Origin of the sequence: Paenibacillus tritici, from assembly GCF_018207515.1 — a bacterium.
Lineage (GTDB): Bacteria > Bacillota > Bacilli > Paenibacillales > Paenibacillaceae > Paenibacillus_AQ > Paenibacillus_AQ tritici.
The window spans coordinates 3880406-3906359 of the sequence record NZ_CP073365.1; the positions used below are offsets into that span (position 1 = coordinate 3880406).

The 25954-nt window shown below is 51.5% G+C and carries 23 protein-coding genes; 21 read left to right on the plus strand and 2 right to left on the minus strand.

The genetic code is table 11. The features are described from left to right. Nucleotides 1-304: 304 nt before the first annotated feature. The 6 genes from KDC22_RS16590 to KDC22_RS16615 all read left to right on the plus strand — a co-directional run bounded on the left by KDC22_RS16590 (nt 305) and on the right by KDC22_RS16615 (nt 6865). Nucleotides 305-1861 (plus strand): stalk domain-containing protein, encoded by a 1557-nt coding sequence (locus tag KDC22_RS16590; protein WP_211719687.1) that lies wholly within the window; start codon nt 305-307, stop codon nt 1859-1861. A gap of 165 nt (nt 1862-2026) precedes the next feature. After that, entirely contained in the window at nt 2027-3559 is a 1533-nt protein-coding gene (locus KDC22_RS16595; RefSeq protein ID WP_211719688.1) for a PAS domain-containing protein, read from the plus strand. A 154-nt stretch (nt 3560-3713) separates the two neighbouring features. Further along, nucleotides 3714-4211 (plus strand): DinB family protein, encoded by a 498-nt coding sequence (locus KDC22_RS16600; protein ID WP_211719689.1) that lies wholly within the window; start codon nt 3714-3716, stop codon nt 4209-4211. Between the two features lie 181 nt (nt 4212-4392). Next, nucleotides 4393-5070 carry an MBL fold metallo-hydrolase gene (locus KDC22_RS16605; protein WP_173137404.1) on the plus strand — a complete coding sequence of 226 codons (678 nt, stop codon included), beginning with the start codon at nt 4393-4395 and terminating at the stop codon, nt 5068-5070. A 27-nt stretch (nt 5071-5097) separates the two neighbouring features. Next, nucleotides 5098-6057 carry an acyltransferase domain-containing protein gene (locus KDC22_RS16610; protein ID WP_211719690.1) on the plus strand — a complete coding sequence of 320 codons (960 nt, stop codon included), beginning with the start codon at nt 5098-5100 and terminating at the stop codon, nt 6055-6057. 34 nt (nt 6058-6091) lie between these two features. Further along, complete coding sequence (locus tag KDC22_RS16615) at nt 6092-6865, plus strand: 4'-phosphopantetheinyl transferase family protein (protein ID WP_211719691.1); 774 nt, start codon at nt 6092-6094, stop codon at nt 6863-6865. 744 nt (nt 6866-7609) lie between these two features. Here KDC22_RS16615 and KDC22_RS16620 read toward each other — a convergent pair. Beyond that, on the minus strand, nt 7610-8188 hold the full coding sequence (locus KDC22_RS16620; RefSeq protein ID WP_211719692.1) for a TetR/AcrR family transcriptional regulator: 579 nt from the start codon (nt 8186-8188) through the stop codon (nt 7610-7612). Nucleotides 8189-8319: 131 nt separating this feature from the next. On the opposite strand from KDC22_RS16620, the gene KDC22_RS16625 reads away from it, so the two are divergent. The 12 genes from KDC22_RS16625 to KDC22_RS16680 all read left to right on the plus strand — a co-directional run bounded on the left by KDC22_RS16625 (nt 8320) and on the right by KDC22_RS16680 (nt 21511). After that, nucleotides 8320-9228, plus strand: coding sequence for a ketopantoate reductase family protein (locus KDC22_RS16625; RefSeq protein WP_211719693.1), 909 nt, complete (start codon nt 8320-8322; stop codon nt 9226-9228). Nucleotides 9229-9359: 131 nt separating this feature from the next. Beyond that, nucleotides 9360-11180 (plus strand): cache domain-containing sensor histidine kinase, encoded by a 1821-nt coding sequence (locus KDC22_RS16630; protein ID WP_211719694.1) that lies wholly within the window; start codon nt 9360-9362, stop codon nt 11178-11180. Then, entirely contained in the window at nt 11177-12025 is an 849-nt protein-coding gene (locus KDC22_RS16635; protein WP_211719695.1) for a response regulator transcription factor, read from the plus strand. The genes KDC22_RS16630 and KDC22_RS16635 overlap by 4 nt, the downstream gene beginning before the upstream one ends. Nucleotides 12026-12277: 252 nt before the next feature. Continuing rightward, on the plus strand, nt 12278-13570 hold the full coding sequence (locus KDC22_RS16640) for an ABC transporter substrate-binding protein (RefSeq protein WP_211719696.1): 1293 nt from the start codon (nt 12278-12280) through the stop codon (nt 13568-13570). An 85-nt stretch (nt 13571-13655) separates the two neighbouring features. Beyond that, the gene (locus KDC22_RS16645) at nt 13656-14540 is read left to right on the plus strand and encodes a carbohydrate ABC transporter permease (protein ID WP_211719697.1); all 885 of its coding nucleotides are present in this window, start codon (nt 13656-13658) and stop codon (nt 14538-14540) included. Between the two features lie 12 nt (nt 14541-14552). Then, on the plus strand, nt 14553-15380 hold the full coding sequence (locus tag KDC22_RS16650; protein ID WP_211719698.1) for a carbohydrate ABC transporter permease: 828 nt from the start codon (nt 14553-14555) through the stop codon (nt 15378-15380). A gap of 24 nt (nt 15381-15404) precedes the next feature. Then, nucleotides 15405-17015, plus strand: coding sequence for a bifunctional metallophosphatase/5'-nucleotidase (locus KDC22_RS16655; protein WP_211719699.1), 1611 nt, complete (start codon nt 15405-15407; stop codon nt 17013-17015). 168 nt (nt 17016-17183) lie between these two features. After that, nucleotides 17184-17639, plus strand: coding sequence for a GntR family transcriptional regulator (locus tag KDC22_RS16660; protein WP_216857389.1), 456 nt, complete (start codon nt 17184-17186; stop codon nt 17637-17639). Then, nucleotides 17632-18321 (plus strand): ATP-binding cassette domain-containing protein, encoded by a 690-nt coding sequence (locus tag KDC22_RS16665; protein WP_211724076.1) that lies wholly within the window; start codon nt 17632-17634, stop codon nt 18319-18321. Before KDC22_RS16660 ends, KDC22_RS16665 begins: the two co-directional genes overlap by 8 nt. Further along, on the plus strand, nt 18318-19130 hold the full coding sequence (locus KDC22_RS16670; RefSeq protein WP_211719700.1) for a hypothetical protein: 813 nt from the start codon (nt 18318-18320) through the stop codon (nt 19128-19130). Before KDC22_RS16665 ends, KDC22_RS16670 begins: the two co-directional genes overlap by 4 nt. Nucleotides 19131-19144: 14 nt before the next feature. Next, entirely contained in the window at nt 19145-20401 is a 1257-nt protein-coding gene (locus KDC22_RS16675) for a hypothetical protein (protein ID WP_211719701.1), read from the plus strand. Between the two features lie 117 nt (nt 20402-20518). Then, nucleotides 20519-21511, plus strand: coding sequence for an alpha/beta hydrolase (locus KDC22_RS16680; protein WP_211719702.1), 993 nt, complete (start codon nt 20519-20521; stop codon nt 21509-21511). Nucleotides 21512-21575: 64 nt separating this feature from the next. Here the strand turns inward: KDC22_RS16680 and KDC22_RS16685 are convergent, their stop codons facing one another. After that, entirely contained in the window at nt 21576-22553 is a 978-nt protein-coding gene (locus KDC22_RS16685) for a biotin--[acetyl-CoA-carboxylase] ligase (protein WP_211719703.1), read from the minus strand. Nucleotides 22554-22741: 188 nt separating this feature from the next. Here KDC22_RS16685 and KDC22_RS16690 point away from each other — a divergent pair, with 188 nt between their 5' ends. The 3 genes from KDC22_RS16690 to KDC22_RS16700 are packed head-to-tail and all read left to right on the plus strand — an operon-like array spanning nt 22742 to nt 25939. Next, entirely contained in the window at nt 22742-23293 is a 552-nt protein-coding gene (locus KDC22_RS16690; RefSeq protein WP_211719704.1) for a biotin transporter BioY, read from the plus strand. Nucleotides 23294-23300: 7 nt separating this feature from the next. Beyond that, the gene (locus tag KDC22_RS16695; RefSeq protein WP_211719705.1) at nt 23301-24791 is read left to right on the plus strand and encodes a class I adenylate-forming enzyme family protein; all 1491 of its coding nucleotides are present in this window, start codon (nt 23301-23303) and stop codon (nt 24789-24791) included. Next, the gene (locus tag KDC22_RS16700) at nt 24788-25939 is read left to right on the plus strand and encodes a thiolase family protein (RefSeq protein ID WP_211719706.1); all 1152 of its coding nucleotides are present in this window, start codon (nt 24788-24790) and stop codon (nt 25937-25939) included. The genes KDC22_RS16695 and KDC22_RS16700 overlap by 4 nt, the downstream gene beginning before the upstream one ends. Nucleotides 25940-25954: the final 15 nt, after the last annotated feature.

Consider the following 25954-nt stretch of genomic DNA (forward strand, 5'->3'; position numbering starts at 1 on the left):
TGGCGGTAAGCAAGTGGATAAACGTATCTTGTTTTGTTGATCTAATAGGAAAAGGAGGAAGCAGGTGGATATAATACATCTAATTTGATTAGTTTCGCTACTTTTAGAGAAAATACGCAAATTAAGTGTCATTTTTCCAACTGCTATCGTACTATGGATTTTTCGTCCATCAGCAAGTGTAGAAAATCCAACTGCTTCCTTTTGACCAAAGAATAGTCTGGTACGGTTATCACTTTTTCGATAAAGGTAATGGTATACAAATGTCGAATCTAGTCATTACGACAATTCAAGGAGTGAATCTATTTTGTGTAAGCCGATCAAAATTCTATCAACCACTGTACTTGCTTTCTTGCTATGCTTCGTTTCTATTCCATCCGTATTTGCAGAAGCCGCTCTCATCTCAGACAAGAATCTGGAACAGGCGATTCGTGTCGAGCTGAAGAAGCCGGCCGCTCCCCTTACCAAAGAAGATCTGCAGACCCTAACATCACTATATCCAAGTGATTCTGCACAGAAAATCATCAGTTTAAGCGGACTAGAGTATGCTGTTAATTTAGAAAGCTTAATGCTCCCGGGGCTTGGAATTACTAATATTGAGCCACTTAAAAATCTGTACAAAGTCACCTTCCTGGCTCTAAATGACAATCAGCTCAGTGAACTGGAGCCATTGCAAGCGTTGTCCCAACTGGAGCAGCTGAATCTTGATGCAAACAACATAGAGAAGCTCGATGCACTGGCGGGATTAACCCATTTAACAGACTTGTTAATCGGCAATAACCAGCTTAAGGATCTATCGCCAATTCAATCCTTAGACAAACTGAATTGGTTAATCATAAGCGATAATCAAATCCAGTCTCTGGAACCGTTAAGAGATCACCCGGAACTAGAACATCTATACTTTGATAATAATCGGGTCCAAGATATTAGCGTCTTAACAAGCCTTCCGAAGCTTAAGGAGGTTTCACTCAGCAATAATCCTCTGAATGCGAGTGCTAAGAAAATCCTGACCGAACTCGCTGCCAAAGGCGTCAAAGTGCTTGATGAAGATAGTAAAGAACCTACACCACCTTCAGATCCTGATGAAATCATGGTGCAGCTGAATGGCGAGAGCATCAAATTCCAAGTTCCGCCCATTCGGCAAAATGGATCTGTAATGGTTCCGTTCCGCACTATTTTCGAAGCGCTGGGACTCAAGGTTGACTGGGATCCAAAAACGCAAACGATCAAGGGAAGCAAAACAGGTACGCTTATCAAGCTTAAAGTAGGATCAACTACTGCTGAGATTAACGGCAATCAGCAAAAACTGACCGTAGCCGCTTCTAACATCAAGGGCAGCACCTACGTTCCATTACGTTTTATAGGTGAAGCAGTGGATGCGAAGGTGAACTGGCTGGCGGAGATTCAAACCGCCACAATATCTACGAAGCAGCTATTTGCAACCAAAGATAAAAAAGTCCAAGTCACAGGCTACAGTGATTGGAGAGACGTAACATCTTCTATTGAGAATGCAGGAGATCATCAGCTTATCTTAATCTCATCCGAGATGAGCACGCTGCTAATTCGTCATTACAGTAAGAGCGATTTAGATATGAACCTCCAACAATATGTCAGCTTCGTCAAAAAAGATATAACGGAGAAGAATGTGGCCAAGATCACTGAGCAGTCCGTGAAGGTAGGGAATATTGATGCGAAGCAGTTGGCCTACAGCGTAAGCAATAAAAATGAACAGATCAAATTTCGAATGATTCTATTCGAGAAAAATAATGAAATCTATACCCTTGTATTAACTTCTCCATCGCAGGTCCACAGGCAAGCTAACGCCGAATTCAATGAAATGTTAAAAAGCGTTAAATTGAAATAGCAAAATTTATATATTAAATCTCATGCGTATTATATACTCTATTTAGCCATTTCAGATGAAGTGGAATAACCTACGAAACGGGTACCATCCTTATAAGGACGGCGTAGCGTTTCTGCCTGTATGCATTAGAAGATTACATCTTGAGATGAGGAGAAACGAACCTACATGCCGATTCTAAACAAATTCAAAGGAAGTTCAGCAAAGGCAGCTACACCCCAATCAGAGGGTCAGCTTATTAATTCATTAAGGCAGTATGTGGAGCGGGCTGAACGTAGAGAAGAAGGGCAATCCGATACCTATTCCAATGCAGATCCTGATGAACTGCAATCTTTGTTAACGCGACTAACGTCCGTGATACATAAGCGTGAGGATCACTACAGGGTTAGATTAAACATGATTACAGAGGCTATAGAGGTAGCGTTGTGGGAGATGGATGTGTATGAAGGGGACCCGGTGAATCCGCACAATGAGTTCAGATGGTCCAATGAGCTGCGCCGGATGATCGGCTATACCGATGAGCATGATTTCCCGGATGTGCTGGAGAGCTGGTCCAATTGTCTTCATCCTGAAGATAAGGCTGGCGTACTGCAATTATTTGCCGATCATATGCTGGATAGAACCGGCACGATTAAATACGATATCGAATATCGTCTGCTAACAAAAGCGGGTCAGTATAAATGGTTCCAGGCCACAGGGACAACCGTACGTGCTGCTGACGGATCACCCATTATGGTAGCAGGAGCCTTGTTAGATATTCATGACACCAAAACAAAGCAGGATGAGCTGAATGCCCTAGTCGTCCGCTATGATCTGGTTAATCGTGCGCTGGTTGAAGCCCCTTGGGACATGACTGTACTGGCTGGAGATCCGGTCAATCCGAATAATGAGTTCTGGTGGTCGGAGCAATTCAGAAGAACGATTGGTTTTGAAGGCGAGCATGATTTCCCTAACCTGTTAAGCAGCTGGAGCAACCAGTTACATCCCGAGGATCTTCAGCCCACGCTGGATGCCTTCGCCAATCATCTGAATGATTACACAGGGCAGACGGACTATAAAGTGACCTACCGGTTACGCTCCAAGAATGGCGAGTATCGCTGGTACCACGCAGGCGGCGAAACGATTCGTGATGAGCAGGGCGTCCCCCTGAGGGTAGCAGGAACGATCCGAGATGTTACGCATGAAATCAACAAAGAGGAAATCATCAGACGGGTGAATCTGCAGATGGAGGGCTTATTGTCTGCTATCAGCGAGATCGTCCAGGGGATCGTATCGGTAACCGAGCAGGCTCAAGATATGTTAGAAGTCCAAGAGCAATCCCACAAGGCTGCAACAGAAGTGAAGGTAAAAGCGAATGAGACCAAAGAAATCACCCAATTTATCAGCGAGGTTTCTAATCAGACCAGCTTGCTGGGACTTAATGCATCTATTGAAGCGGCACATGCCGGGGAATATGGCAGAGGGTTCTCTATTGTGGCGACTGAGGTCAGAAAGCTCGCGGACCATAGTAAGACGGCATCGAACAGTATTGAAAAAACAATGCAGGAAATGAATGAGCGGATTGACCATATCCTTACCAAAATTAACAGCATGTCGAGCTTGACCGAGGCCCAGGCCGCTTTGACGGAAGAGGTTAATGCTTCTGTGGAAGAGGTAAGCACCATGTCTGAGGAGCTTTTAAGCATTCTTCGTACGTTGTAACGGTTAACAAACAGGAAAGGCTGCCATGAATGTGGCAGTCTTTTTGTCATGAAGTTTGACAAAATTACTAAATACAGATATATTTAGTTTCTGTAAATTATATTTTGCACAATTAAATATTTTCGATAATACATAACCAAAAAGGAGCTTACAAATGTCAGAATCGAATCATGCTTTTGCTCAAGCGCTGGTGAAATCTCTGGTGGGGGAACGCGGGCATATTCCGATGGCCAGAGCCTTGCCGGATCTTACCCTGGAGCTTGCCGGACACACTGTAGAAGGAATCCCCTATACGATCTACCAACTGGTGATGCATATGGGCTACTGGCAGGATTTCATGCTGGCCCATCTGGAGGGCAACAAGCCGCACAGTCCCGCAAGCGTTCAGGAAAGCTGGCCTGCGGAGAGTGCTCCGGCAGACGAGTCGCAGCTTCAGGAGGCTATTGCGCATCTGCTGCAAGGCGTCGAGAAAGCCGTTGCTATTGCTCAGACTGCCCGGCTTGACGAAACGCTTGCACATTTTCCCGGTGAGACGAAGGGCGGGCTCTTACGCAATATTGCCTCACATAACTCCTACCATCTGGGAGAGATTGTGCTGCTCCGCCGTCTACAGGGAGCGTGGCCACCGCCCGGAGGCGGTTATCCAGCTTAAACCCCATCGGGAAAGGACATGACCTATACGGATTTAACTTGGAAAAGTCTGCAATGTACAGTTGCAGGCTTTTTACAGTGTAAACATTCATTGACAGTTCAAGAACAGGTAGATGATAATTTAGGAGATTCATAGTATAAATTATGGAAATAGGGCACATCAAATCTTCATGGAGGCGGGTATGGAAGAAACGTACGATCTGTTTACCCTCAAAACGCAGTGCATGAACTTTTTGAATTATGCTTATCTCGGCATTGACAAGACTTCCCGCAAAGCCTTTGTGGTTGATCCGTCCTGGGATGTATCGCAGATGATTCGTATTCTGGAGTCGCACGGGGCTACCTTGGAGGCTGTGCTGCTGACCCATTCTCATTTTGATCATACCAATATGGTGAAGAAGCTTGAAATGCTCTACCATCCGGCCGTCTATCTCTCCAGAACAGAGGCGGATTACTACAAATACCAATGCAAGCGGCTCAGAACCGTCGAGGACATGGACCGCATTCAAATCGGCGATTCCGAGATCACCTGCCTTGTGACTCCCGGCCATACCCAGGGAAGCGTCTGTTACTGGGGCGAAGACCATCTGTTCTCCGGGGATACGATATTTATTGAAGGCTGCGGCTTGTGCGACAGCGCCGGGGGTTCAGCCGAGGATATGTTCTACAGTATTCACCGGCTGATCCGGCTGATCCCGCCCAGCGCGCGGGTATTCCCGGGTCATTCCTTCGGCGATCCGCCGGGCAAGACGATGAGCTATCTCTATGAGAAGAATCTGTATTTTCAGATCGACGATCTCAATCATTTCGTGAACTACAGGAACCGGAAGAATAATGGCAGAGTGTTTGATTTCAAGTAAGCCGCTCCACATTCGGGAGGTACGGAAATGCATAGCGACATCGTATTTATGTTCTCCGGGCAAGGCTCGCAATACTACAAGATGGGGCTTGAGCTGTTTGATAAGCATCCGGTCTTCCGGCAATCTATGGAGCGTCTGGACCGGATTGTTCATGATCTGACCGGCACAAGCGTGATCGAGGAGCTGTATCTGAGCACGAAGCCCAAAGGAGCCAGTTTTGAAAATATTGTCTATTCTCATCCTGCAATCTTCATGGTTCAATATGCGCTGGCGGAGACGCTGGAAGCTGAGGGAATCACTCCCCGCTATACGCTGGGGGTAAGTCTGGGCGAGTATGTGGCGCTGGCGGTGGCTAAGGTGCTGACGCCTGAACAAGCGCTGGAGCTTATCGTGAAGCAAGTCGAGCTGCTCCATAAAACCTGCAGGACCGGTGCAATGATTGCCGTACTGGACAATGAACAGTTCTATCACAGGAATGCGGAGCTGAATACCCGCTCGGAGCTGATTGCAGTGAATTTCGAGAGGCACTTCACCATCGCCTGTAGAAGCGGACATATCAGCGAGATCCAGCAGTTCATCAGAGAGCAGGGCGTGGCCAGCCTGAAGCTGCCGGTGAATTACGCCTTCCATTCCGCGTTCATCGCTGAACTGGAGAAGCCTTACCGTACATATATGCAGAAGATCGAATTCAAGACTCCAGCCCCGGGAGTGACTCTGGTATCGGCTAAGGCCGGGGGAAGTGTGCAGACCGTGGATGAATCCTTCCTGTGGAATGTAGTGAGGCGGCCGATGAATTTCCGCGGGGCTTTGGTGAGCCTGACTTCCGGCGGGCAGCGGTTGCTGCTCGATCTGAGTCCATCGGGTACGCTGGAGAACTTCAGTAAATATATTCTGGGTAAACCGCTGGCTCAGCAGGTCCGGTCGGTGATTACACCGATGGGCAGCGAGCTGAAGAAGCTGAATGAGATCGTGGCGGAGATTAAATAAGCCGATACCATGAGTAAGAATAGGGGCGTAGCAGATGCAATATACAACCTTTGCAAGACAATACGGACATTTCCTCACAGACACGGTGAGAAGAGTACGGCTGGAGCTGGAAGGGCCAGAGGGAAGCTACGGGCTGGGGCTAAGCGTGGTCTCTTTGCCGCCGGAGGACGGTCCGCTGGATTACCTGAGCGCGGCGGAGAAGGAGCAGTATTTCGGCTTCCGCTATCCCAAGCGACGCAACAGCTATTTGCTTGGCAAGCTGGCTGCCAAAATGGCCGTAGCCGGGGAACAGGACGACCTGACTGCGATTCAGATACAGCACGGAATTCTGTGCCAGCCGATTGTGGCCGGTAGCACCCGGCGGATTACCATTACCCATTGCGACACGCTGGGAGCGGCGGTAGATTATGATCCCCGTCTTCTCGCAGGCGTTGATATGGAGCTGGTGGATGAGAAGGCGGTGGAGGGGATCAGAAGAATTACCAGTAAGAGGGAGGAGGCGCTGAACGGGGAGCTTGGACCTGAGCTTGCGCCGCCGGTCTTTCTGACCCTGCTCTGGACGGCCAAGGAAGCGATGTCCAAAGTGATTCAGACCGGCTTCACGGTCCCCACGGAGCTGTTTGAAATCAGGCAGTGTACCCGCGACGGGCAGAGAGTTATCAGCCTGTTCAAGAATTTCCCGCAATTCAAGGCCCTGTCCATTCTGCGCCGGGAATATGTCTACACCCTGGTGCTGCCAGCCAAAGCCATGACCGATTCCTCCGAAGCCCGGCTGCTGCAAGCTTTACAGGAACTGCTGCCGGATTGACCTGCTAACAGGCGGGCAAGAAGCCAGGTTAGCTCCCAGGATGAGTAGCGGGAGTAGTAGTAGTAGTATCAGTAGTAGTAGGGGTGCTGGAGTAGGGAAACTGAAGTAGTAGGAATAGCAAGAGCAGGGGAGTAGGAGCAGTGGGAGTAACTGGAGTAGCTCGAGTTGGAGCAGGAGGAGTAACTGGAGTAGTTAGAGTAGTTAGAGTAGTTGGATTAGTTAGAGTAGTTGGATTAGTTGGAGTAGTTAGAGTAGTTTGAGTAACTGGAGTAGCTGGAGTAACTGGAGTAGCTGGAGTAGCTCGAGTTGGAGCTGTAGCAGCAAGCAAGTGGACAAATGTATCTTAATTTATCCATTTCTGGAGATTACTCGCAAGCAAGTGGATAAACAGCATCTATTGTTATCAACTTTGAGAGTTTACATGAATTGCGATCAATTAAGTGTCGTTTATCCAACTACTGTCGCAGCAGGACCCATTTGTCCATCAGCAAGTGGAGGAAATCCATCTATTTGCCTACCCGGACTAATTCTACACCATCGGCGTCCAGCCCCGTCATTCCCGCACCATAGGAGTCTACTCCATCATTCCCGCACCATTCGATCCTACACCATCGTTCCCGCGCCATTCGTTCCTGTCACATCGTTCCCTTGCCATCGTTCCCGCGCTATTCGTTCCTGCCACATCGTTCCCTCGTCATTCCTCCCACACCTTCCCGCCCCCTCCAAAAAGCAGCGATCCTCCCATCACGGGAGAGTCGCTGCTTTGTTTGTGGTATGAGGCTCTTGTGCCACAGAGGAGATTCCGGAATTACATAGCATGTCAATCAGCTGTAATAACTCCTCCGGGGGCAAATCCTTGTGCCTGCGCTGCCATAGCCGAAGCAGTGAGAATGAGGTGGAGAGCTGAAACTCGATGAGATAGGGGCTCAGTGAATGATCATCAGGGAGACAAGGCTGTGGTCCCTCCGCGAAAAACTCGCTTTTAAGCCTTTCAGCAAAGCGCATATTGCCGTAATCCCCCAATAACGCCTGCAAGGCCGTTTCATTCTCCTCAAAAAACTGCAGCAGCTCCTGCGGCTGCGGAGAGTTATGCTCAGCACGGCTCAATTTCTCGCGGATAGCCTTGAAGATATCGTTCTCGATGAAACGAAGCAAATCGTAAACATCGGTAAAATACTGATAAAAGGTACTCCGGTTATACCCGGATCTGTTCGCAATCTCCTGTATGGTGATTTTCTCTATCGGCTTCGCGGAATAAAGCTCACAGAACACGTTGATAAAGGTTTGTCTTGTTTTCTCCGTTACTTCAGGCTGTTTGTTCATCTTTTGCCTCCTTGTAAGCTAGTAATCATCCGACAGATCAGGCGCAATTGTTGGTTGTTGAACAGGTGGTAACGCCGTATGATTCATCATACAACACATTGTCTGATAGTCAACATACAAGGGGGATAACGATGGATACCACGAACAAAGATACGCACAAACATAAGTACACACATGAGGAGAGCCCTAAGAAAATACTGGTCTACGGCGCCGGGGCCCTCGGCAGCCTGCTCGCTGCCCGCCTGCATGAGGCGGGGCATAACGTCGCACTGCTCGCCCGGGGGGAGCGTCTGATCAGCTTACGCCAGCACGGTGTGCTGCTAGCCGAAGGAAACAGCCCGGACATCCGCAGCGTGCCGGTGCCGGTGGTCGAGCATCCAGACGGCGGCTACGACCTGTTCCTGGTCTTGGTCCGCACCCATCAGGTGGACGCCGTACTGGATTCCCTGTCTGGTCTGCACGGTGATGTATTGTTCATGCTTAACTGGGCGGCCGGCCCGGAGCCGCTCAGCAGAAGGCTCGGCCGTGAGCGGGTGCTGCTCGGCTTCCCGGCGGCGGCCGGTACGTTGGACGGCGAGGTGGTCCGCTATCGTCCAGATAACTTCATAACCCGTCTCGTGCAGACCCCTATCGGCGAACCCGATGGCCGCACCACCCCGCGCGTGGAGCGGATTATACGCGTGCTTCGCAGCGTCGGGCTCAGGGCCAAGGCTGAACCGCACACGGATGCCTGGCTTAAGACGCACGCTGTGATCGAGGTGCCGCTCTTGCAGGCGGTATTCGCGGCGGGCGGTCCGAAGGCGCTGGCGGATGATCCCGGCGGAGTGCGCCGCATGATCCGCCATATGCGGCAGAACCTGGCGGACATGTCAGGGCCGCCGATCCCGCGCATGTTGGCCTCGCTGCTGAAGCTGCCGGAGGTGCTGCTATCAGCGCTAGTGCGGCGCTTCCTGCGCAGCTCGGTAGCGGCTCAGCTCAACAACCCCTCGCCTGCGGCGGTAGCCGAGCTGGCGCGGCTGGCCGAACAGATTCGCACATAGCCGGGGGCTCTGGCAGGTCCTGGGCGGCAGCATCTATTTTACCGATTCCGTTGACAGGTTGTGTATAATACAAGGACAACCCACAAGTAACGGAGGGAACGATGAAGCGGTTCATGTCTTATCCATCCCTCTTGAAGAGGCTCCGGGCGCTGCTGCCTTCTTGGTTCAGCGGCAAGCAGCCGCTCCGGCGAAAGATTCTGCTCAGCAACATCCTTATCGTATCGCTGGCGCTGGTTATTTTTATGATCAGCATTCAGCGGATTGTCTTCAACCAGACCCTGGAACGAACCACAGCCAGCTCGCAGCAGGAAGTGAAGCTCGTGAAGCAGTCGATGGAGACGGTGTTCCAGTCTGTCCAGAATTTCACCAAGTTCGTCCTGATCCATCAGGACACCCAGAAGCTGCTCAGCAGAGACACCGGGGCCAGCAATGATGCCGCTGCGCTGAAGTCGATCTATAATACACTGGCTGCGATGCTGGAGACCGAGCCGAATATTGACTCTGTTATTATTGAATCCTTAAGCGGCAACCTCTATTATTCCTCGAACCTGACCGGCGTTACCCGGCAGAGTCTGGACATCTATCCCAGAGAGGCGATGAATGCAGCCAAAGGCGGGGCGGTCTGGGCAGATTCACTTACGCCGTCTTTCCTGTCCGGGATGCAGCACAAGAATATGATCAGTGTGGGCAGAGTCATTATGAGCATGGAGAAGGGGACGCCGCTGGGTTATATTTATGTCAATATTGACGAACGGACGCTTGCCCGGCTGTACCACAATGAACAGACCCGCAAGAATTCCACCCTGGTCATTAACCGGAATGGAAGAATTGTCTCTGCGAATGAGGCTTCGAGTGTGAATCAGCCTGTTGAAGAAGCTTCCCTTGCCCGCTGGGCAGAGTCGGTCTCGCAAGGGACACGGACGCAGCAAGTCGCCGGAGAGCGCTATTTAGTCTCATTGCAGAGCCTTGCCCCCTATGACTGGAAGGTGATTCACCTGGTTACGATTTCGGAGCTGACCTACGGATATTGGAAAATCGCCCTGTTATTAGCCGGCTTCGGGCTGATCAGTATGCTCTCGGCAGCGTTACTCTCCGTTGTATTCACGCGCCGTCTGACCCGGCCCTTAAGCCGGCTCAGTGAGGTGATTGTCGAGGTGGGGAACGGGAATTTCGACCGGCGTGCTGCTGCCGATTCAGAAGACGAGGTGGGCCGGTTGGGGGCTACCTTCAACGAGATGGTAGAGCATATTCAAGGCTTGATGGCCAGAGTGGAAGCGGAAGAGAAGACCAAGCGAATCCTGGAGCTGCGGCTGCTCTATTCGCAGATCAAACCGCATTTTTTGTACAATACACTGGATACGATAAGGGCGATGGCTGTGATGTCGGGTGAGAAGGAAATCAGCCGTATCCTGAAGGCGCTGGGCGAGTTCTACCGGATCTCGCTTAGCAACGGCCAGGAGCTGATCACCGTAGCGCAGGAACAGAAGCATCTGGAGAGCTACTTATATATCCAGCAGATCCGCTTCAGCAAGCTGAATTACCGGATTTCGTTCGAGCCGGGCCTGGAAGCCTGCCAGGTGCCTACGATGCTGCTCCAGCCGCTGGTTGAGAATGCGATCCATCATGGCATTAGAGGAATGGCGGATGGGGGCTGGTGTGAAATCACCTGCCATATCGAACGGACAGGCGGGCAGAATGTGCTCTGCTTCACCGTCCGTGACAACGGCAAGGGCATGAGCCAAGAGCAGCAGCGGCTGATCTGGTCCGGCCATGACCAGGGTGAGCGGTACAGCTTCGGTCTCCGGAATATTCAGGACCGCATTCAGCTGCGGTTCGGCGAAGCTTACGGGATCTCCCTGGCGTCAGAGCCGGGAAGCGGCGTGGAAGTGAAGCTGCGCTTACCGCTGCTCTGGAGAACGAATGAACAGGAAGAGGGGACAGCCAGAATATGAATACAGCGCCGTTAGCCCGTGTCCTGATTGTGGATGACGAATATTATTTCCGGCAGCTTCTGATCCGTCTGGTGGATTGGGCTTCCGCGGGGTTCGAGGTAGCCGCAGAAGCGGAGGACGGCTCGGCCGCGCTGCGGATCATCGGAGAACAGAGCATTGATCTTATTATTACGGATATTGAAATGCCGAATATGAACGGGCTTGATTTCATTCAGGAGGTCCGTAAGCTGAACTCGGCGGTCAAGCTGATTTTTATCACAAGCTATGATAATTTCTCTTATGCACAGCAGGCCATCTCACTCGGAGCGGACCATTATCTGCTGAAGCCCGTCGATGAGGATGCGGTGGAACAGGCCCTGACCACGATCCGTGCCCAATTGACGGAGAAATGGGAAGCGGAGCGATACATCAGCCGCTTGAAGCGGCAAGCCGGTTATGTGCAGGACCCGGAGGCGTGGCGGGGCCGTGAGGAGAAGCGGCAGAGCAGCGGTACAGCATTGATCGGCAAGGCCATTGCCCATGTGACTTCGCATTATGCCGAGGATACCTTGTCACTGCAGAATACAGCCAGCGCCCTTTTCGTGAACCCGAGCTATTTAAGCCATGCGTTCAAGAAGGAGACCGGCGAGTCGTTTGTGGAATATGTGACGAATGTCCGCCTTGGCAAGGCGATGGCGCTGCTCAGTCTGGGGAATTCCGAGGGGGAAGCCTCCGCGCCCAAGATAGCGACGATAGCCCGTCAGGTGGGATATAAGGACCCGTTCTATTTCAGCAAATGCTTCAAAAAAAGATACGGGATTACACCGAATAAAGTACATAGCGGTTCCTATTCAGATCCCTATTGAGAGAACTCGATGAAGGAACCGCGCAGGTCCGGTTATTATAGCCGGGCTTTTTTAATGTGTTAAGTCACAATAAATCCTGCGTAAAGCTGCGGTTAACATGGGAACACTTCGTAAAGGGAGTGTAAAGTAAGCTGACACACCTAAAAATTTTACTGTTAGAACCAATATATCTCCATTCGTCCTCGGCGGTTCACTTGTTAAGATTGTACCTGTAACTCGAATCCGTAAATATCGAAAGGTGGTCCAGCTCAAATGTTTGGGAAAAAGCTTGGGTTAGTTGCAGCATCCGCGCTGCTCTGTGGTGTAGCGCTTAGTGCTTGCGGAGGAGCGGAAGTGAACAACGGGGGAACCCCGAAACCGGATGCCAAAGCGGAGGGTAAGGAATCTGTCTCGTTATGGATTTTCGATGCCGATCCGATGTATCAGGCAGCTGCCGAGGCTACCGCAGCCGAAGTCGGCGTGGATCTGAAGTATGAGTACATACAAGACGAGACCTACAAGACCAAAATCAGTGTTGCCCTGGCTGCGAATGAGCTTCCCGATGTATTCCAGCAGCATGCCGGGAAGTCTTACCGCACCCCTGTGCTGCAGTCGAAAACGGTGGCCCCTCTGAACGATACTCTGGACTCCACCGGACTTGGAGCGAAATTCCTGGACAACCAGCTGGTCAAGGAAGAAGACGGCAATATCTATTCGGTTCCTTCCAATATCAGCACGACACTGGTCTTTTATTATAACAAAAAGCTGATGAACGATCTCGGCGCTACGCCTCCGGCAACCTGGGATGATCTTCAGGCCGTTGTAAGCAAGGCGGAAGACAAAGGGATTATTCCTATCGCCCTGGGCGGTAAAGAGAGATGGCAAGGGGATCTGCTGTACAACTTGCTTGTAGCGCGTCAGGATGTCAATGCCTTCGACAAGGCGCTGAGCGGCCAAGCTAAATTCACTGATGCCCCTTTTGTGGAAGCAGCGAAGCAGGTAGCCTCTCTGGTGAGCGCCAATACCTTCCAGAAGGGCTTCCTCGGCTCGGCCTACCTGGATGCCCAAGAGTTATTCAAGAATGACAAAGCCTTGATCTGGATTGACGGCAGCTTCAATTTCTCCGCGCTCTCGAAGGCGATGGGCGACAATCTGGGGTACATCGTATTCCCTAAGACGGGGGCGGAAGATGTCTACAGTTCAACGATCGGGTTCCAGAATTCGGCGGCGCCTTACTCCTTGTTCGTGAACAACAGCTCCAAGCACCTGGACAAAGCCAAAGAATTCGCCATTACCCTGTCGTTGAAGCTTAACGATGAATTCGTTCGTAAAGGCCTGCCCGGTTATGCGGCAAGCGATGTGAAGTCGGAATCGCAGAATGAACAGCTCTCCACCTATGCTTCCGATATCGGCAAAACAGCCAAAACCCAGGCCATGTGGTTCGGCCTGCTGTCTGCGGACATTGGTCAGGAATACCGTGATATGACACAGCAGCTCTATGGCGGCAATCTGACGCCTGAGGAGTACACCGCCCAATTGGAAACCTTACTCCGTTCGGCAGAGTAACACCGCTTCACAAATATAATAGGGGAAAGGCGATGCAGTCTCTTGGACCGGCATCGCTTTTCTGCAATCTGATAGGTGGTTAGTAATGGAAAGAGCGCTCTCGGATAAGAAATTAATCGCTTTGTTTCTAGTGCCCGGTCTAACTGTATTTCTGGTCTTCTATTTCGTACCGATTATCATGACGACATATTACAGCTTCCAGGAGTGGGATGGAATTAACCCCATGACCTTCATTGGACTGGACAATTATACCCGGATGTTCACAGCAGATAAAAGCTTCTGGCAGGCGGTATGGAATAGTGTTGCCTTTCTGCTCGTCGGCGTATTTATCCAGCTTCCGCTCTCGTTTGGTCTGGCGCTGCTGGTCTCCCGCAAGATGAAGGGACGCAAATGGTTCCGTAATATTTACTTCTTCCCAGTGGTAATGTCAACGACCATGGTCAGTCTCCTGTGGGTCAAAATCTACGATCCGAACATCGGGATGCTGAACACGCTGCTGGAGGCGGCTCACCTGGGCAGTTGGGCCCAAGCCTGGCTTGGAGATACCAAAACCGCGTTATTGTCTGTCCTGATCGTCACGACATGGCATTATGTGGGCTATAACATGCTGATCCTGTTCGCTGGAATACAGGGCATTTCGGAGCAGTATTATGAAGCAGCGAAACTGGACGGAGCAGTCGGCTGGAAGGCAGTCCGTCATATTACCCTTCCGTTATTGTCAGATGTGCTGCGGATCTGTATCGTCCTGAACGTAATTTACGCACTCAAAACCTTTGAAAGCGTATATGTCATGACGAACGGCGGACCCCTGCATTCGACCACGATGATTGCCCTGAAAATGTTCCAGGAAGCCTTCCTGAAGCAGAATTTCGGTTACGGCAGCGCACTTGCCGTGTTCATGGTGCTGGAATGCCTCATCATTGCCTGGGTGCTGAATAAAGTGCTGACCCGTGAAAAAATTGAATATTAAGGAGGACCGGACATGCTGAAGAGTACCAAAAACACAGGCATCTATCTACTGATGATCCTCATTGCCGTCCTCCAGTTGTTCCCGCTCTACTGGCTTGTGGTAAGTGCCTTTAAGGATAATTCGGAGATTATCGGCGGAGTAGTGTGGGCGCTTCCCACCGAATGGCGGTTTAGCAATTTTTCGGAGGCCTGGGTTAGCGCCAAGGTTAACCAATACTTTTTTAACAGTGTTTCCGTCACGCTGATTACCCTCTTTTTTGTGCTGCTGTTTGCTTCTATGATGGCTTACGCGCTGACACGGATGAGATTCAAATATAATGGTCTGATTCTGTTCATCCTGCTGATGGGGGTCATGGTGCCCATCCATGCAACGCTGATCCCGCTCTTCATGATCCTGAAGAATCTGGGGATTCTCAGCTCCCGGCTCTCGATTATCCTGCCGTACATTGCTGTGAATCTGCCGATCGGCGTCTACATGCTGTCAGCGTTCCTGCGGAGTATGCCGAAAGAGCTGGAGGAGGCCGCGTTCATCGACGGCTGCGGCGTGATTAAGTCCTTCTTCAAAGTCGTACTGCCGCTGCTGAAGCCGCCGCTGGCCTCGGTAGCGATCTTTGTGTTCCTGGCGGTATGGAATGAGCTGCTGATGGCGGCAACCTTCATTCAGAAGGAGTCGCTGCGGACACTGCCGCTCGGGCTGATGAACTTCAGCGGTCAGTACAGCATAAGCTGGGGGCCGCTTGCCGCGGCGATGGTCATCTCCACACTGCCGATTCTGCTCGCTTATGTGCTGTTCAGTGACCAGATGGAGAAGAGCTTCACCGCAGGCGCAATTCTGAAATAACAAGAAATAGAGAAGGGGAACATAATGATTGAACTGGAAGCTGGCTCTAACCAACTGAGCATCGTAATTATCGCCACATCGGATGTTCACGGCAATCTGTGGGGGTACCGTTACGAAGATGGCATGGATACTGTAAATGACGGGCTGGCCAGAGTGGCCTCCTATGTCCGGGAGCTCAGAGAGAGCGGTACGGAAGTGCTTCTGATCGACAACGGTGACGTCTTCCAGGGCAATATGCTGACCGACGATGTCTACAATAAGCGGCCGGATGCTTTGCATCCGGTTGCGGCTGCGCTGAATGCGCTGGGCTATGAGGCTCTGACTCTGGGCAACCATGAATTTAACTTCGGCCTTGAGCTGGTGGAACGAATCAAGCAGGAGCTGGACTTCCCCGTGCTGGCCGCGAATGTCCGGGATAAGGCCGGGAAGCTTTTGGCAGAGCCTTATGTCATCCTGGAGCGGCAAGGCGTCCGGATTGCAGTGATCGGACTTACGAACCCCAACGTCCCGCGCTGGGACGGAGGCAAGGTCGAGGGATTAAGCTTCGGCCACATGGCTGAGACTGCCCAGATCCTTGCTGCGGCCCTTCGGGCGGAAGGGAAGGCAGACCTTATTGTGATCAGCGCCCATGCGGGAATGGTTGCAGAGTTCGATGAAGAAGGCGGTTCGGATGCTGCCGAACGCATCGCAGAGCTTGTTCCTGAGGCGGATGTGCTGCTGGTCGGCCATATGCATATTACGGTGAATCAGCGTATGGGGAATACCGTCATCGGGGGACCGCGTGACCGGGGGCGGGAAGTCGTGCGCTTCGACCTTACGGTTGAGCGGAACCGTGAACAGCTAAGGGTCGTGAACCGCGAGGTGACGATTGTAGATATGAGCGGCTGGGAGCCGGACCCGGAATTCAGGAGTCTGGTTACAGAAGCGCATGAAGAGACCCTCCGGTTCATCGCACAGGGCGGCGGGGGGCCTTCTACAGAGGGGGATGGCGGGATTCTCGGCTATGCATCCGCCGACTTCCAGCCCCCAGAGGTAACTGAAGGGTTACCGGCAGGAAGAGTACAGGATACGGCGGTTATTACCTTGATCCAGAGGGCGATGCTTCAGGCCAGCGGGGCGGATGTTGCCGCCACCAGCCTGTTCAACGACAAGGCAGATCTGAAGCAGGGGCCTCTGACTTATGCGGATGTGTACCGCATTTATCCTTTTGATAACCTGCTGTATGTCGTCACGGTCACCGGCAAGGAGCTGAAGGCTTACATGGAAGCGTCGGCTGCCCATTTCCGGCAGTGGCAGCCGGGCGACCGGGCGATTGCCGCCGATCCCGAGGTGCCGAGTTACCTCTACGATATGTTCGCGGGGGTTGATTATCAGATTGATATCTCCTGGCCTGCGGGAAGCCGTATTATCAATCTAATGTACCAGGGCAGACCGCTTGCCGATACCGATCAGCTTCAGCTTGCCGTCAATAATTACCGCTACAGCAGTCTTTTGAAGGCCTCCAGGCTGGTCAGCGCGGTGAAGCACTGGGAGTCCGAATGCACCGTCCGCGATATCCTGGTAAGCTACATCCGCGAGCGCAAGACGATCTCGCCGGAGGCCGATCATAATTGGTCGATTGTGGGGATTGATTAATATAGGAGCAGACTCTCATAGATTTGATGAGGGATCTGCTCCTATTTGTGTTCATTTAACAACAGGAATTTTAGCCAACTATTGACAAGTAAATGTATTAACCGCATAATACACTTTGTAGTGTATGAACCGCTTAGTACACACTTGCGAGCATAAGGGGTGTCACTTTTGAACAAAGTCAATGAATGGGCCGGAATCACTTTCAACAGCCGTGATCCTGTTTATGCTCAAGTCGTCCGCCTTTTCAAAGAGAAGATCGTAACCGGCGTTATTCAGTCTGGTCAGACCATACCGTCTAGAAGAGAGCTGGCAGCCCTGCTAAAGATTAACCCTAATACTGCTCAGAGAGCATACAAGGAAATGGAGGATCAGCGCTTGATTGTAACGGAAGGCAATTCCCCCAGTCGCATCACTCTGGAGCTGGATGTATTGAGACAGATTCGGGCAGAGCTGCTCGGCACAGCCGTTGAAGCGTTCGTGGCTACCATTCGCAACATAGACGTTCCACTGGACGAGCTGCTGGATGTGATTCAGCAAAAATACACAGAGGCACAGGCGGGGAAAAGACAGGAGCCCCCGGAAGCCCCCTTTGAGAGTGGAGAAGGAGGAAATAACGATGATTGAGCTCGTGCGTGTCAGCCAAAAATACACATACAAAGAGGTGTTAAAGGACGTCACGTTCACTGCCGAGAAGGGACAAATCACTTGTCTACTCGGACTTAATGGAGCGGGTAAATCAACGATACTCAAAACGATTATGGGACTGACGCCGATTCATGGGGGAAGCATTCGGATTGATGGCGAAGAGATTAATCAGAATACTTATGAACGAGTCTCCTATATTCCTGATCATTTGGCGATTCCGGCTTCGATGAAGCTGTCTGACGCGCTTCGGTTCATGGAAGACTTTTATAGCTGCTGGAACAAGGGTAGGGCGAACGAACTTATGCGTTTCTTCGACCTTGATCTCGATGAACGTGCGGGCCGCTTATCTAAGGGGACTGCTGCCAAGTTCAATCTGGTGCTTGGTTTGGCTCAAGACTCCGATTATGTGATCATGGACGAGCCCTTTGCTGGAATAGACTTATTCAACCGGGAGAGAATCGCGGAGGTGTTCTCCAGTGAACTGGTCGGCAACCGCGGCGTTCTCCTGACTACTCATGAAGTGAAAGAGGTTGAGTATCTCATCGACAAAGCAGTGCTGCTGCGTGATGGGGTTGTTGCCCGTTCCTTTGAATGCGAACAAGTCCGAAGCGAGGAAAGCAAATCTGTCGTTGACGTCATGAAGGAGGTGCTCCTCACTTGAATAGATATCTAAAGCTCGTTCATCTGGAGGTTCATCGCTTCCGGTACGCTCTCTTCAGCCTGATGTTCTTGACGGCGGCCATTCAGATCACCGGACTTGTGCATACTACGCAAGTAAGAGTTAAGGGGTGGAGAGAGGCAGCCCGCTTGGGAGAGCATTCTACACGTAACTTTTCATTTGCCGATGTCATCGGAGATTTGCAGTTCTTGTTTGCGATACCTATTTTGATCAGCATTGTAGTATTGGGTTTGTATGTCTTTCTGATATGGTACCGCGACTGGATCGGTAGAGATAAGTTTGCCTATCGGTTGTTTACCCTGCCGACGGCAAGGCGGAACGTATATATGGCCAAAGCCACTGCTATCTTTGTATTTGTTTTTGCCATGGTCTCGTTCCAATTGTTGATGCTGCTGCTGGAACGTCAGCTGTTCAACTGGATGGTTCCCTCCGAATACCGGATGTCCTCCCTATTTGCCGAAGCGGTTGCCTCAAATCTGGTGTTCGTCCGTTTCTTGCTGCCGCTGGATGGAATTCAATTTGTTGTCTATTATGGAATAGGCATTCTGGCTGTCTTTGTTCTCTTTACGGCAGTATTGCTCGAGCGAAGCTACCGCCTGCCCGGTATTGTTTATGCGATCTTGTATGTTGCCGTATGTGGGGCTGCAATCGGAGGCGCAGTTTATCTTAATCTGTATAATTACTTCTATCCTCGAGAGATAACAGCCATCCGTTTCTGCATCTACCTTATGGTGATGGGCTTTACGCTCACACTCGGCTTCAGGCTCGTCTCGAAGAAGATTACCGTGTAGGGAGTGAATGACTAATGAAACGTTATATGATCACGAGCGCACTTATTCTGTTAATATTGGCTTCGCTCGGAACTTTTTATGCTTATGGTGCAGAATTGCGCCTGCCGGAATATAAGCTGCAGACATTAGAAGGGGATCTGGCCGAAGCATCCAAATTGACTCTGCTCGGGAGTTATGTGGGCGGTAAAGGTTCTTACCCCATTGAAGTGTCCACATCGGGCAGCAAGAGATCTGAGCAGACGTTCTCGAATCAATGGATGAAAAACAAGGGGCCTTTTCATGATCAGACTTTTTCTGAGTTTAAAGCGCTGTATAAGGAGCATCCAGGGTTCATGAGGGGGAAGAAGGGTACTGATGGCTATTACTCGGATCAAGACACACTCATCTTTGCGAAAGCGAGTTATACCCATTCGAAAGATACGGATCAGGAAGGAACGATTCGCTGGAGTATCGATTCGCTGGATTTGGCAACCGGCAAGCAAGTCCGTTACACGGATGAACTGACCGATTCTGTACAATATACTAACGTGATAGATGTACAGAAGGCTGGATCAGAAATACACGTTCTTACCAACGTTAACAGAGTTAACTCAGGTAATGAACTTATCGACATGGTGTTTAATGCCGAAACAGGTTTACCTATTCACAGTGTCCAAGTGCCATTAGGCAAGCCCTCCAGGAACGATCGTGAACTGCAAATACAGATCATCGCGGAAAAGAAGCCGACGGCGGCCAACTCCCGGGTGCTGTTTTTGGTGACAGAGAGCAGCAAGAGAACTGATAATACCGTATCAGCAAGCGACACTATTCCTACGATATTCTCTGAAAGACTTTTTGAGTACCAGTACGCTTCTGGAGATGTGAAGGAACTGCCGCTTGTCGCTGGAGCAGAAGAAGAAAATAGACCGGGGTCTTGGACTCTCCATTCCCTGGAGAGAGCTACGTACACTACCATGCACCTATCGGAAGAGGCGGTGACAATCAACCGCTATGACCTATCGATCGGATTCGCTCATCCCCAAGTGACTATTAAAGCGAGTCAACTCGGCAAGGGAACAATCAGTCAAGCCCAGGTAGCAGACGGCCGGATTTATCTGCTGCTGCAAACTGGCGATTATTTTAAGAACAACAGCATGCCTATTATAGCAGTAGCCGACATAACTGACGGCCGGATTCTCTACCAAGGTACGCCTGCTCCCGTCAAGGCAAATGGAAGACCGGATGACCAATTGGATGACGCGCAATTTTTAAATATGACAATCATGCAATAATTATTAAGTGTTCATACTCCGTTCATATTGCCGTCACGAAGAGGACATCTTGGGTGACTATACTTCAGTTATGCCGCTAAGGTGGCGCTACAGACAGAAGGACAGGAGAAGATGGACATGGCAAAATCAGCAGAAACTCAGCAGACAGGGACTAAGGGCCGGAAGAAACGGCACTTATGGTTGAAAATTATAGGGGGCATCATCGGGGTGCTTGTGCTGTTCATCGGCATCACGTTTGTCGTTAATGTGATCAGCAAAGGGATCGAGAAAAACAAAATTGAATCGTATGGCCAATACGTCAATGTTGACGGCAAAAAGATGAATGTGCTGATTGAAGGCAGCGGCGAGCAGACGATCGTTCTCCTTCCAGGGCAAGGAACCGCATCGCCAGTACTTGATTTCAAGCTGCTCATTGATCAATTGACTCCGAACTACAAAGTGGTGGCGATCGAGCCGTTCGGCTATGGCCTCAGTGATGGAACGGACAAAGAAAGAACCACAGAGAATATCATCAGCGAGATTCACGAAGCGGTGCAGCAGCTTGGGATTGACCGTTACATTCTGATGGGACATTCCATTACCGGGCTCTACGCTGTATCTTATGTGAACGCTTATCCGGATGAAGTTCAAGCCTTCGTGGGGATCGACAGCAGTGTTCCCAATCAGCCGGGCATGGATGTCAAGCTGCCGCTGAAGACCATGAAGTTTGCTCAAGATTCAGGGGTGATGCGGCTGATCAAAAAATTGAGCGGAGATCCGTTTAAATCGCTTGATTATGATGAGCATACCAAAGAACAGATGAACCTGATTACCAACCGGGTCTCCAGCAATTCAACATTGATGAATGAGCTGGGTCACCTTGGTTCCAATTTCAAAAATGCCGAAAACCTGACTTATCCGCATGATTTGCCGGTCCTGCTCTTCGCTGTATCCAATAACGAGCGCAACAAGCAATGGATTCCGCTGCATGAGGAACAAGCCAAGCAATCGGCCCAAGGTAAATTGATCCCGATGGAAGGCTCACATTACCTGCACCATACGAAATACAAGGAAATTGCCGGGGAATTCAATGAGTTCATGAAGCAGCTCCAGTTGAAGCAAGCTCAATAAGAACAGGATTGTTCCTAACCGCGGTGCCCCAGGGTATCGCGGTTTTTTGCTATTCCGTTAACTGCTACATTCTTATGCTGACTTCTCCGCTTGACAGATATTCCTCGGCACCATCCTCGTATCTGACCTTCAGACGGCAATCATTATCAATATCTAGAGCGGTTGCCTTACGCTGTATATGATCCTTCATCACCAGGACCGGTCCGCCAAGCGATAGAATTCGTTGCCGGTATTCGGTAAGAAACTGCCTGTCTGTCAGATGCTCATAATAGCTCATGAAACGGTTAAGCACTTCGGCCACCAGCCGGTTGCGGAGATCACCCTGGGCACTGCTGTCCGGGTAGACAGAGGTTGCAACCCCGGTGAGCTCATCAGGGAAGCCGTCTGCCGGAAATGCGACATTGATCCCAATGCCGAGCACGGCATAATCAAGCGACCCGTTCTCCAGGGACATGGAGGCTTCTGTAAGAATGCCGCATACCTTTTTGCCTTCCATGAATACGTCATTGACCCACTTAATCTGCGTCTCTTTGCCGGATACCCGCTCGATCGCAAGGGCAACAGCGGCCGCGGCGGAAGTCGTCAGCAGTGTGGATTCTGCTGCGGACAGCTTGGGACGCAGCAGGATGCTCATATAGATCCCTGTGCCCGGGGGCGAAAAGAACTTCCGGCCTTTTCTTCCCCGTCCGGCGGTCTGTTCTTCCGACAGGATCACTTTGCCCTCCGCTTCTCCGCCGGTGGCCAGGATTTTCACAGCTTCGTTGGTTGAAGGGATCGTCTTAAAGACTTCGACGCGCAGCTTTTGCCCCTGTGCATCCAGGTACTTGGCAATGGCAGCGGCGGATAGGATATCCGTATGAGGCGACAAGGAATATCCTTTATTCGTTACAGCCAATATGGAATAACCTTCTGACTGCAGTGATTTTATGGCCTTCCAGACGGCACTGCGTGTCACGGATAAGCGTCCGGCGATGTCTTCACCGGATATATATTCACCTTTGCTGTCCTCGAGCAAGGCTAGAAGTTGTTGTTTAACTGTCATGGACCTAACCCTCCAAAAGAATAACTTGCCGATCAACACTCTTCGAATATCTTATCATGCTTATCTAACAATAGGAAAACTTAAGTGTGTTATTCCGGCCCGATTGTAAACCCTTAATTAATTATTGGTTTACAATAGATTAAACCTCGATTATAATTCAGCTTATCTTAATCAAGGAGGTTATCTATTTGAAGACCAAAGAACTTGTATATGCGGCATTATTCGCAGCTCTCATCGCGGTGCTTGGCTTGATTCCGCCCGTGCCCCTCGGCTTCATCCCCGTTCCGGTTACTGCCCAGACGCTGGGCGTGATGCTCGCCGGATCTTTTCTGGGCAGACGGATGGGCGCCCTCAGCCTGATCATATTCATCATTCTGGTAGCGATTGGCCTGCCGGTGCTGAGCGGCGGACGCGGCGGACTGGCGGTGCTGGTTGGTCCGACAGCAGGATACATATTCAGTTGGCCCGTCGCAGCCGGACTCATCGGCTGGTATGCCGAGAAAATATGGCCGAAGGCCCGCACCTGGAAGCTGATCGCCGTCAATCTGGCCTTTGGGGTCATCCTGGTGAATCTGATCGGCGCATCCATCATGGCCTGGATAACGAATACATCGGTCTGGGCCGGACTTGCGGGTGCCACGGCTTTTCTTCCGGGAGACCTGATCAAAGCCGTTATTGCAGCCGTCATCACGATGCAGCTCCGGGCCGTCAGTCCGATTGAAGAACAGGCGCAGGGGTGAGAGACCTATGAACCTGGTACAGAACATTCTGGAACGTGCACAGATGAATCCTCACCGTGTTGCCCTTTCGGACGGCCGTGAAGAGCGGACTTACGCTCAGCTCATGAGGCGGGTTCAGCAGGTATCCGCCGGACTCAGGCATGACGGGCACGTGAAGCAGAGCATCGCCATTCTGTCCGGAAACCGTATGGAATTCGCTGAATTGCTTCTCGGCGCGGTCTATGCGGGATGTCTTCCCGTATTGCTGGACCCCAAATGGCCTTCCGCTGAGATAGATAGGGTAATCCGGCAGTGTGAGCCCGTACTAATCGCCTGTGAAGAACGCTTTACGGCTGACCTAGTAGAACGTTATACAGAGATTCCGCAGTTATCTTTCGGTGAAGGGCGGGAAGCCCGAAGCTATAGCTCCTGGTTAGCTGCCTTCGAGCCGGTTGCCATAGCAGAGGAGAACCCCGAGCTGTTGTTCATCGGGTATACATCTGGCACAACCGGCCTCCCTAAGGGGTATATGCGGACCCATGTGTCATGGCTAAGAAGCCTTCAGGCGACGGAGAAGGCCTTCAAGCTGAACGGAATACAGCAAGTGCTTGCCCCCGGGCCGTTCGTACACTCTCTGTCGCTGTTCGCCATGATGCAATCCCTGTACAGTATGGCGACGTTTCATCTGCTCCCGGAATTCGAGGCTGCGAGCGTACTGAACCTTTGTACCCGCGAACCCGGCATGATCCTGTTCGTTGTGCCTGCGATGACCGATGCTTTGCTTCAACTGGCAGCTTCTCATCCCGTGCAGGTCCCCATGCAGGCTTTGATCAGCTCTGGCGGCAAGTGGTCCGGGGCCTCGAAGCAGAGATGCCGTGAACTATTCAAGGACACGAAGCTCTATGAATATTACGGATCATCGGAGGCCAGCTACATCAGCTATCTGGAGATCACCGGGGAGGAGCCGCCCGATTCGTTGGGGAAGCCGTTCGATGGCGTGCATATGACCATCCGTGACGAGCAGTTCCAAGAGGTCCCGCCGGGAACGGTTGGTGAACTGTACATCCGAAGCGAAATGATGTTCGCAGGATATCACCGGCTGCCGGAAGAGACAGCAAGCATATTCCGGGAGGGCTGGCTGCGAACAGGGGATTATATGCTCCTTGATCAGGACAGGCATCTGCACTTGGCCGGCCGCGCCGGCAACATGATCAAGAGCGGGGGACTCAAGGTATTTCCCGAAGAAGTGGAGGCTGTGCTGCTCCGCATTCCGTGTATCCGGGAGGTTATGGTATTCGGCAAACCGGAAGACCGATGGGGCGAGCAGGTAACGGCCATGATCGAGTGGAGTGGAGAAGAGCAGCTCAGTCTAGATGAAATCAGGAAGTATTCCCGTCCCTTTCTTGCAAGCTATAAAGTACCTAAGGAGCTGATTACAGTGGACAGCTTCATTCTTACCAGTTCCGGCAAAATAGCCCGTCAAATCATGAAAAACCACGTGAGAGAAGGGACGATATGAAAGAGGCCGTTCTGGTCATGGCCAAGCGTACCCCTGTCGGAAAAATAGGCGGACAGCTAAGCACGCTCGAACCGGAGCAGCTGATTGCCCCGCTGATCCGGGACCTCGTTACGGAAGCCAAGCTGCCGCCGGAATGGATCAGCGATGTCATCATAGGCAACACAGTGGGCCCGGGAGGGAATATTGCCCGTAAGTCTGTGCTTGAAGCAGGGCTGCCTGTTAGCATTCCCGGCGTCACCATCGACCGTCAATGCGGTTCAGGGCTTGAAGCCATCATTATGGCTGCCCGCTTCATTCAGTGCGGAGCCGGAGACCTGTTCCTGGCTGGCGGTGTCGAAAGCGCAAGCCGAGCGCCCTGGAAGCTGCTCAGACCCGCCGCTCTGACCGGTACACCAACGTTATATACACGCGCACCGTTCACCCCTGCCGCTTTTGGAGATCCGGACATGGGGCTTGCCGCAGAGCTTGTGGCGGACAAATATGGTGTCTCCCGGGAGGAGCAGGACCAGTATGCGCTGGAGAGCCATCTGAAGGCGGTTCACGCCCAGCGTACAGGCAGGTATGCTCCGGAGCTGGTACCGCTTCAAGTCAACGGTTACCGGATCACGGCTGACGAATGTCCGAGACCGGATACGAGCTTGGAGAAGCTGCACAGTCTGCCGCCTGTTTTTGCACCTAACGGGACGGTTACAGCCGGTAATGCTTGTCCTGTTAATGATGGCGCTGCTCTGGCGCTCATGATGTCGCGTGAGACCTGTGAACAGCTGAGCCTCACCCCCGTCCTCCGGTTTGTGGACTCGCAGGCCGCCGGAGTGGACCCCCGGTATCCGGGAATCGGACCGGTCCCGGCAGTCCGGCAACTGCTTAGCCGCCAGCGGCTGAATATAGACGATGTGGATATCGTTGAATTCAATGAAGCCTTTGCCTCCCAGGTATTGGCGTCGCTGCGTGAGCTCCAGCTTCCAAGGGAGAAGGTCAATCCTGGCGGCGGAGCCTTGGCGCTGGGCCACCCTTATGGAGCATCCGGTGCGATCCTCATGACACGCCTGTATTCGGAAATGCTGCAGCATCCATACCGCAGAGGGCTGGCAACGCTTGGCATCGGCGGCGGAATGGGGCTGGCCGTTCTGGTGGAGCGGGTCTTATGAATAGGAGCCTGTCTC

What these genes read in the sequence shown, in the direction of transcription:
- KDC22_RS16595 (WP_211719688.1), top strand. Translation starts at nt 2,027, where the DNA reads ATGCCGATTCTAAACAAATTCAAAGGAAGTTCAGCAAAGGCAGCTACA.
- KDC22_RS16600 (WP_211719689.1), top strand. Translation starts at nt 3,714, where the DNA reads ATGTCAGAATCGAATCATGCTTTTGCTCAAGCGCTGGTGAAATCTCTG.
- KDC22_RS16605 (WP_173137404.1), top strand. Translation starts at nt 4,393, where the DNA reads ATGGAAGAAACGTACGATCTGTTTACCCTCAAAACGCAGTGCATGAAC.
- KDC22_RS16610 (WP_211719690.1), top strand. Translation starts at nt 5,098, where the DNA reads ATGCATAGCGACATCGTATTTATGTTCTCCGGGCAAGGCTCGCAATAC.
- KDC22_RS16615 (WP_211719691.1), top strand. Translation starts at nt 6,092, where the DNA reads ATGCAATATACAACCTTTGCAAGACAATACGGACATTTCCTCACAGAC.
- KDC22_RS16620 (WP_211719692.1), bottom strand. Translation starts at nt 8,188, where the DNA reads ATGAACAAACAGCCTGAAGTAACGGAGAAAACAAGACAAACCTTTATC.
- KDC22_RS16625 (WP_211719693.1), top strand. Translation starts at nt 8,320, where the DNA reads ATGGATACCACGAACAAAGATACGCACAAACATAAGTACACACATGAG.
- KDC22_RS16635 (WP_211719695.1), top strand. Translation starts at nt 11,177, where the DNA reads ATGAATACAGCGCCGTTAGCCCGTGTCCTGATTGTGGATGACGAATAT.
- KDC22_RS16640 (WP_211719696.1), top strand. Translation starts at nt 12,278, where the DNA reads ATGTTTGGGAAAAAGCTTGGGTTAGTTGCAGCATCCGCGCTGCTCTGT.
- KDC22_RS16645 (WP_211719697.1), top strand. Translation starts at nt 13,656, where the DNA reads ATGGAAAGAGCGCTCTCGGATAAGAAATTAATCGCTTTGTTTCTAGTG.
- KDC22_RS16650 (WP_211719698.1), top strand. Translation starts at nt 14,553, where the DNA reads ATGCTGAAGAGTACCAAAAACACAGGCATCTATCTACTGATGATCCTC.
- KDC22_RS16655 (WP_211719699.1), top strand. Translation starts at nt 15,405, where the DNA reads ATGATTGAACTGGAAGCTGGCTCTAACCAACTGAGCATCGTAATTATC.
- KDC22_RS16665 (WP_211724076.1), top strand. Translation starts at nt 17,632, where the DNA reads ATGATTGAGCTCGTGCGTGTCAGCCAAAAATACACATACAAAGAGGTG.
- KDC22_RS16675 (WP_211719701.1), top strand. Translation starts at nt 19,145, where the DNA reads ATGAAACGTTATATGATCACGAGCGCACTTATTCTGTTAATATTGGCT.
- KDC22_RS16680 (WP_211719702.1), top strand. Translation starts at nt 20,519, where the DNA reads ATGGCAAAATCAGCAGAAACTCAGCAGACAGGGACTAAGGGCCGGAAG.
- KDC22_RS16685 (WP_211719703.1), bottom strand. Translation starts at nt 22,553, where the DNA reads ATGACAGTTAAACAACAACTTCTAGCCTTGCTCGAGGACAGCAAAGGT.
- KDC22_RS16695 (WP_211719705.1), top strand. Translation starts at nt 23,301, where the DNA reads ATGAACCTGGTACAGAACATTCTGGAACGTGCACAGATGAATCCTCAC.
- KDC22_RS16700 (WP_211719706.1), top strand. Translation starts at nt 24,788, where the DNA reads ATGAAAGAGGCCGTTCTGGTCATGGCCAAGCGTACCCCTGTCGGAAAA.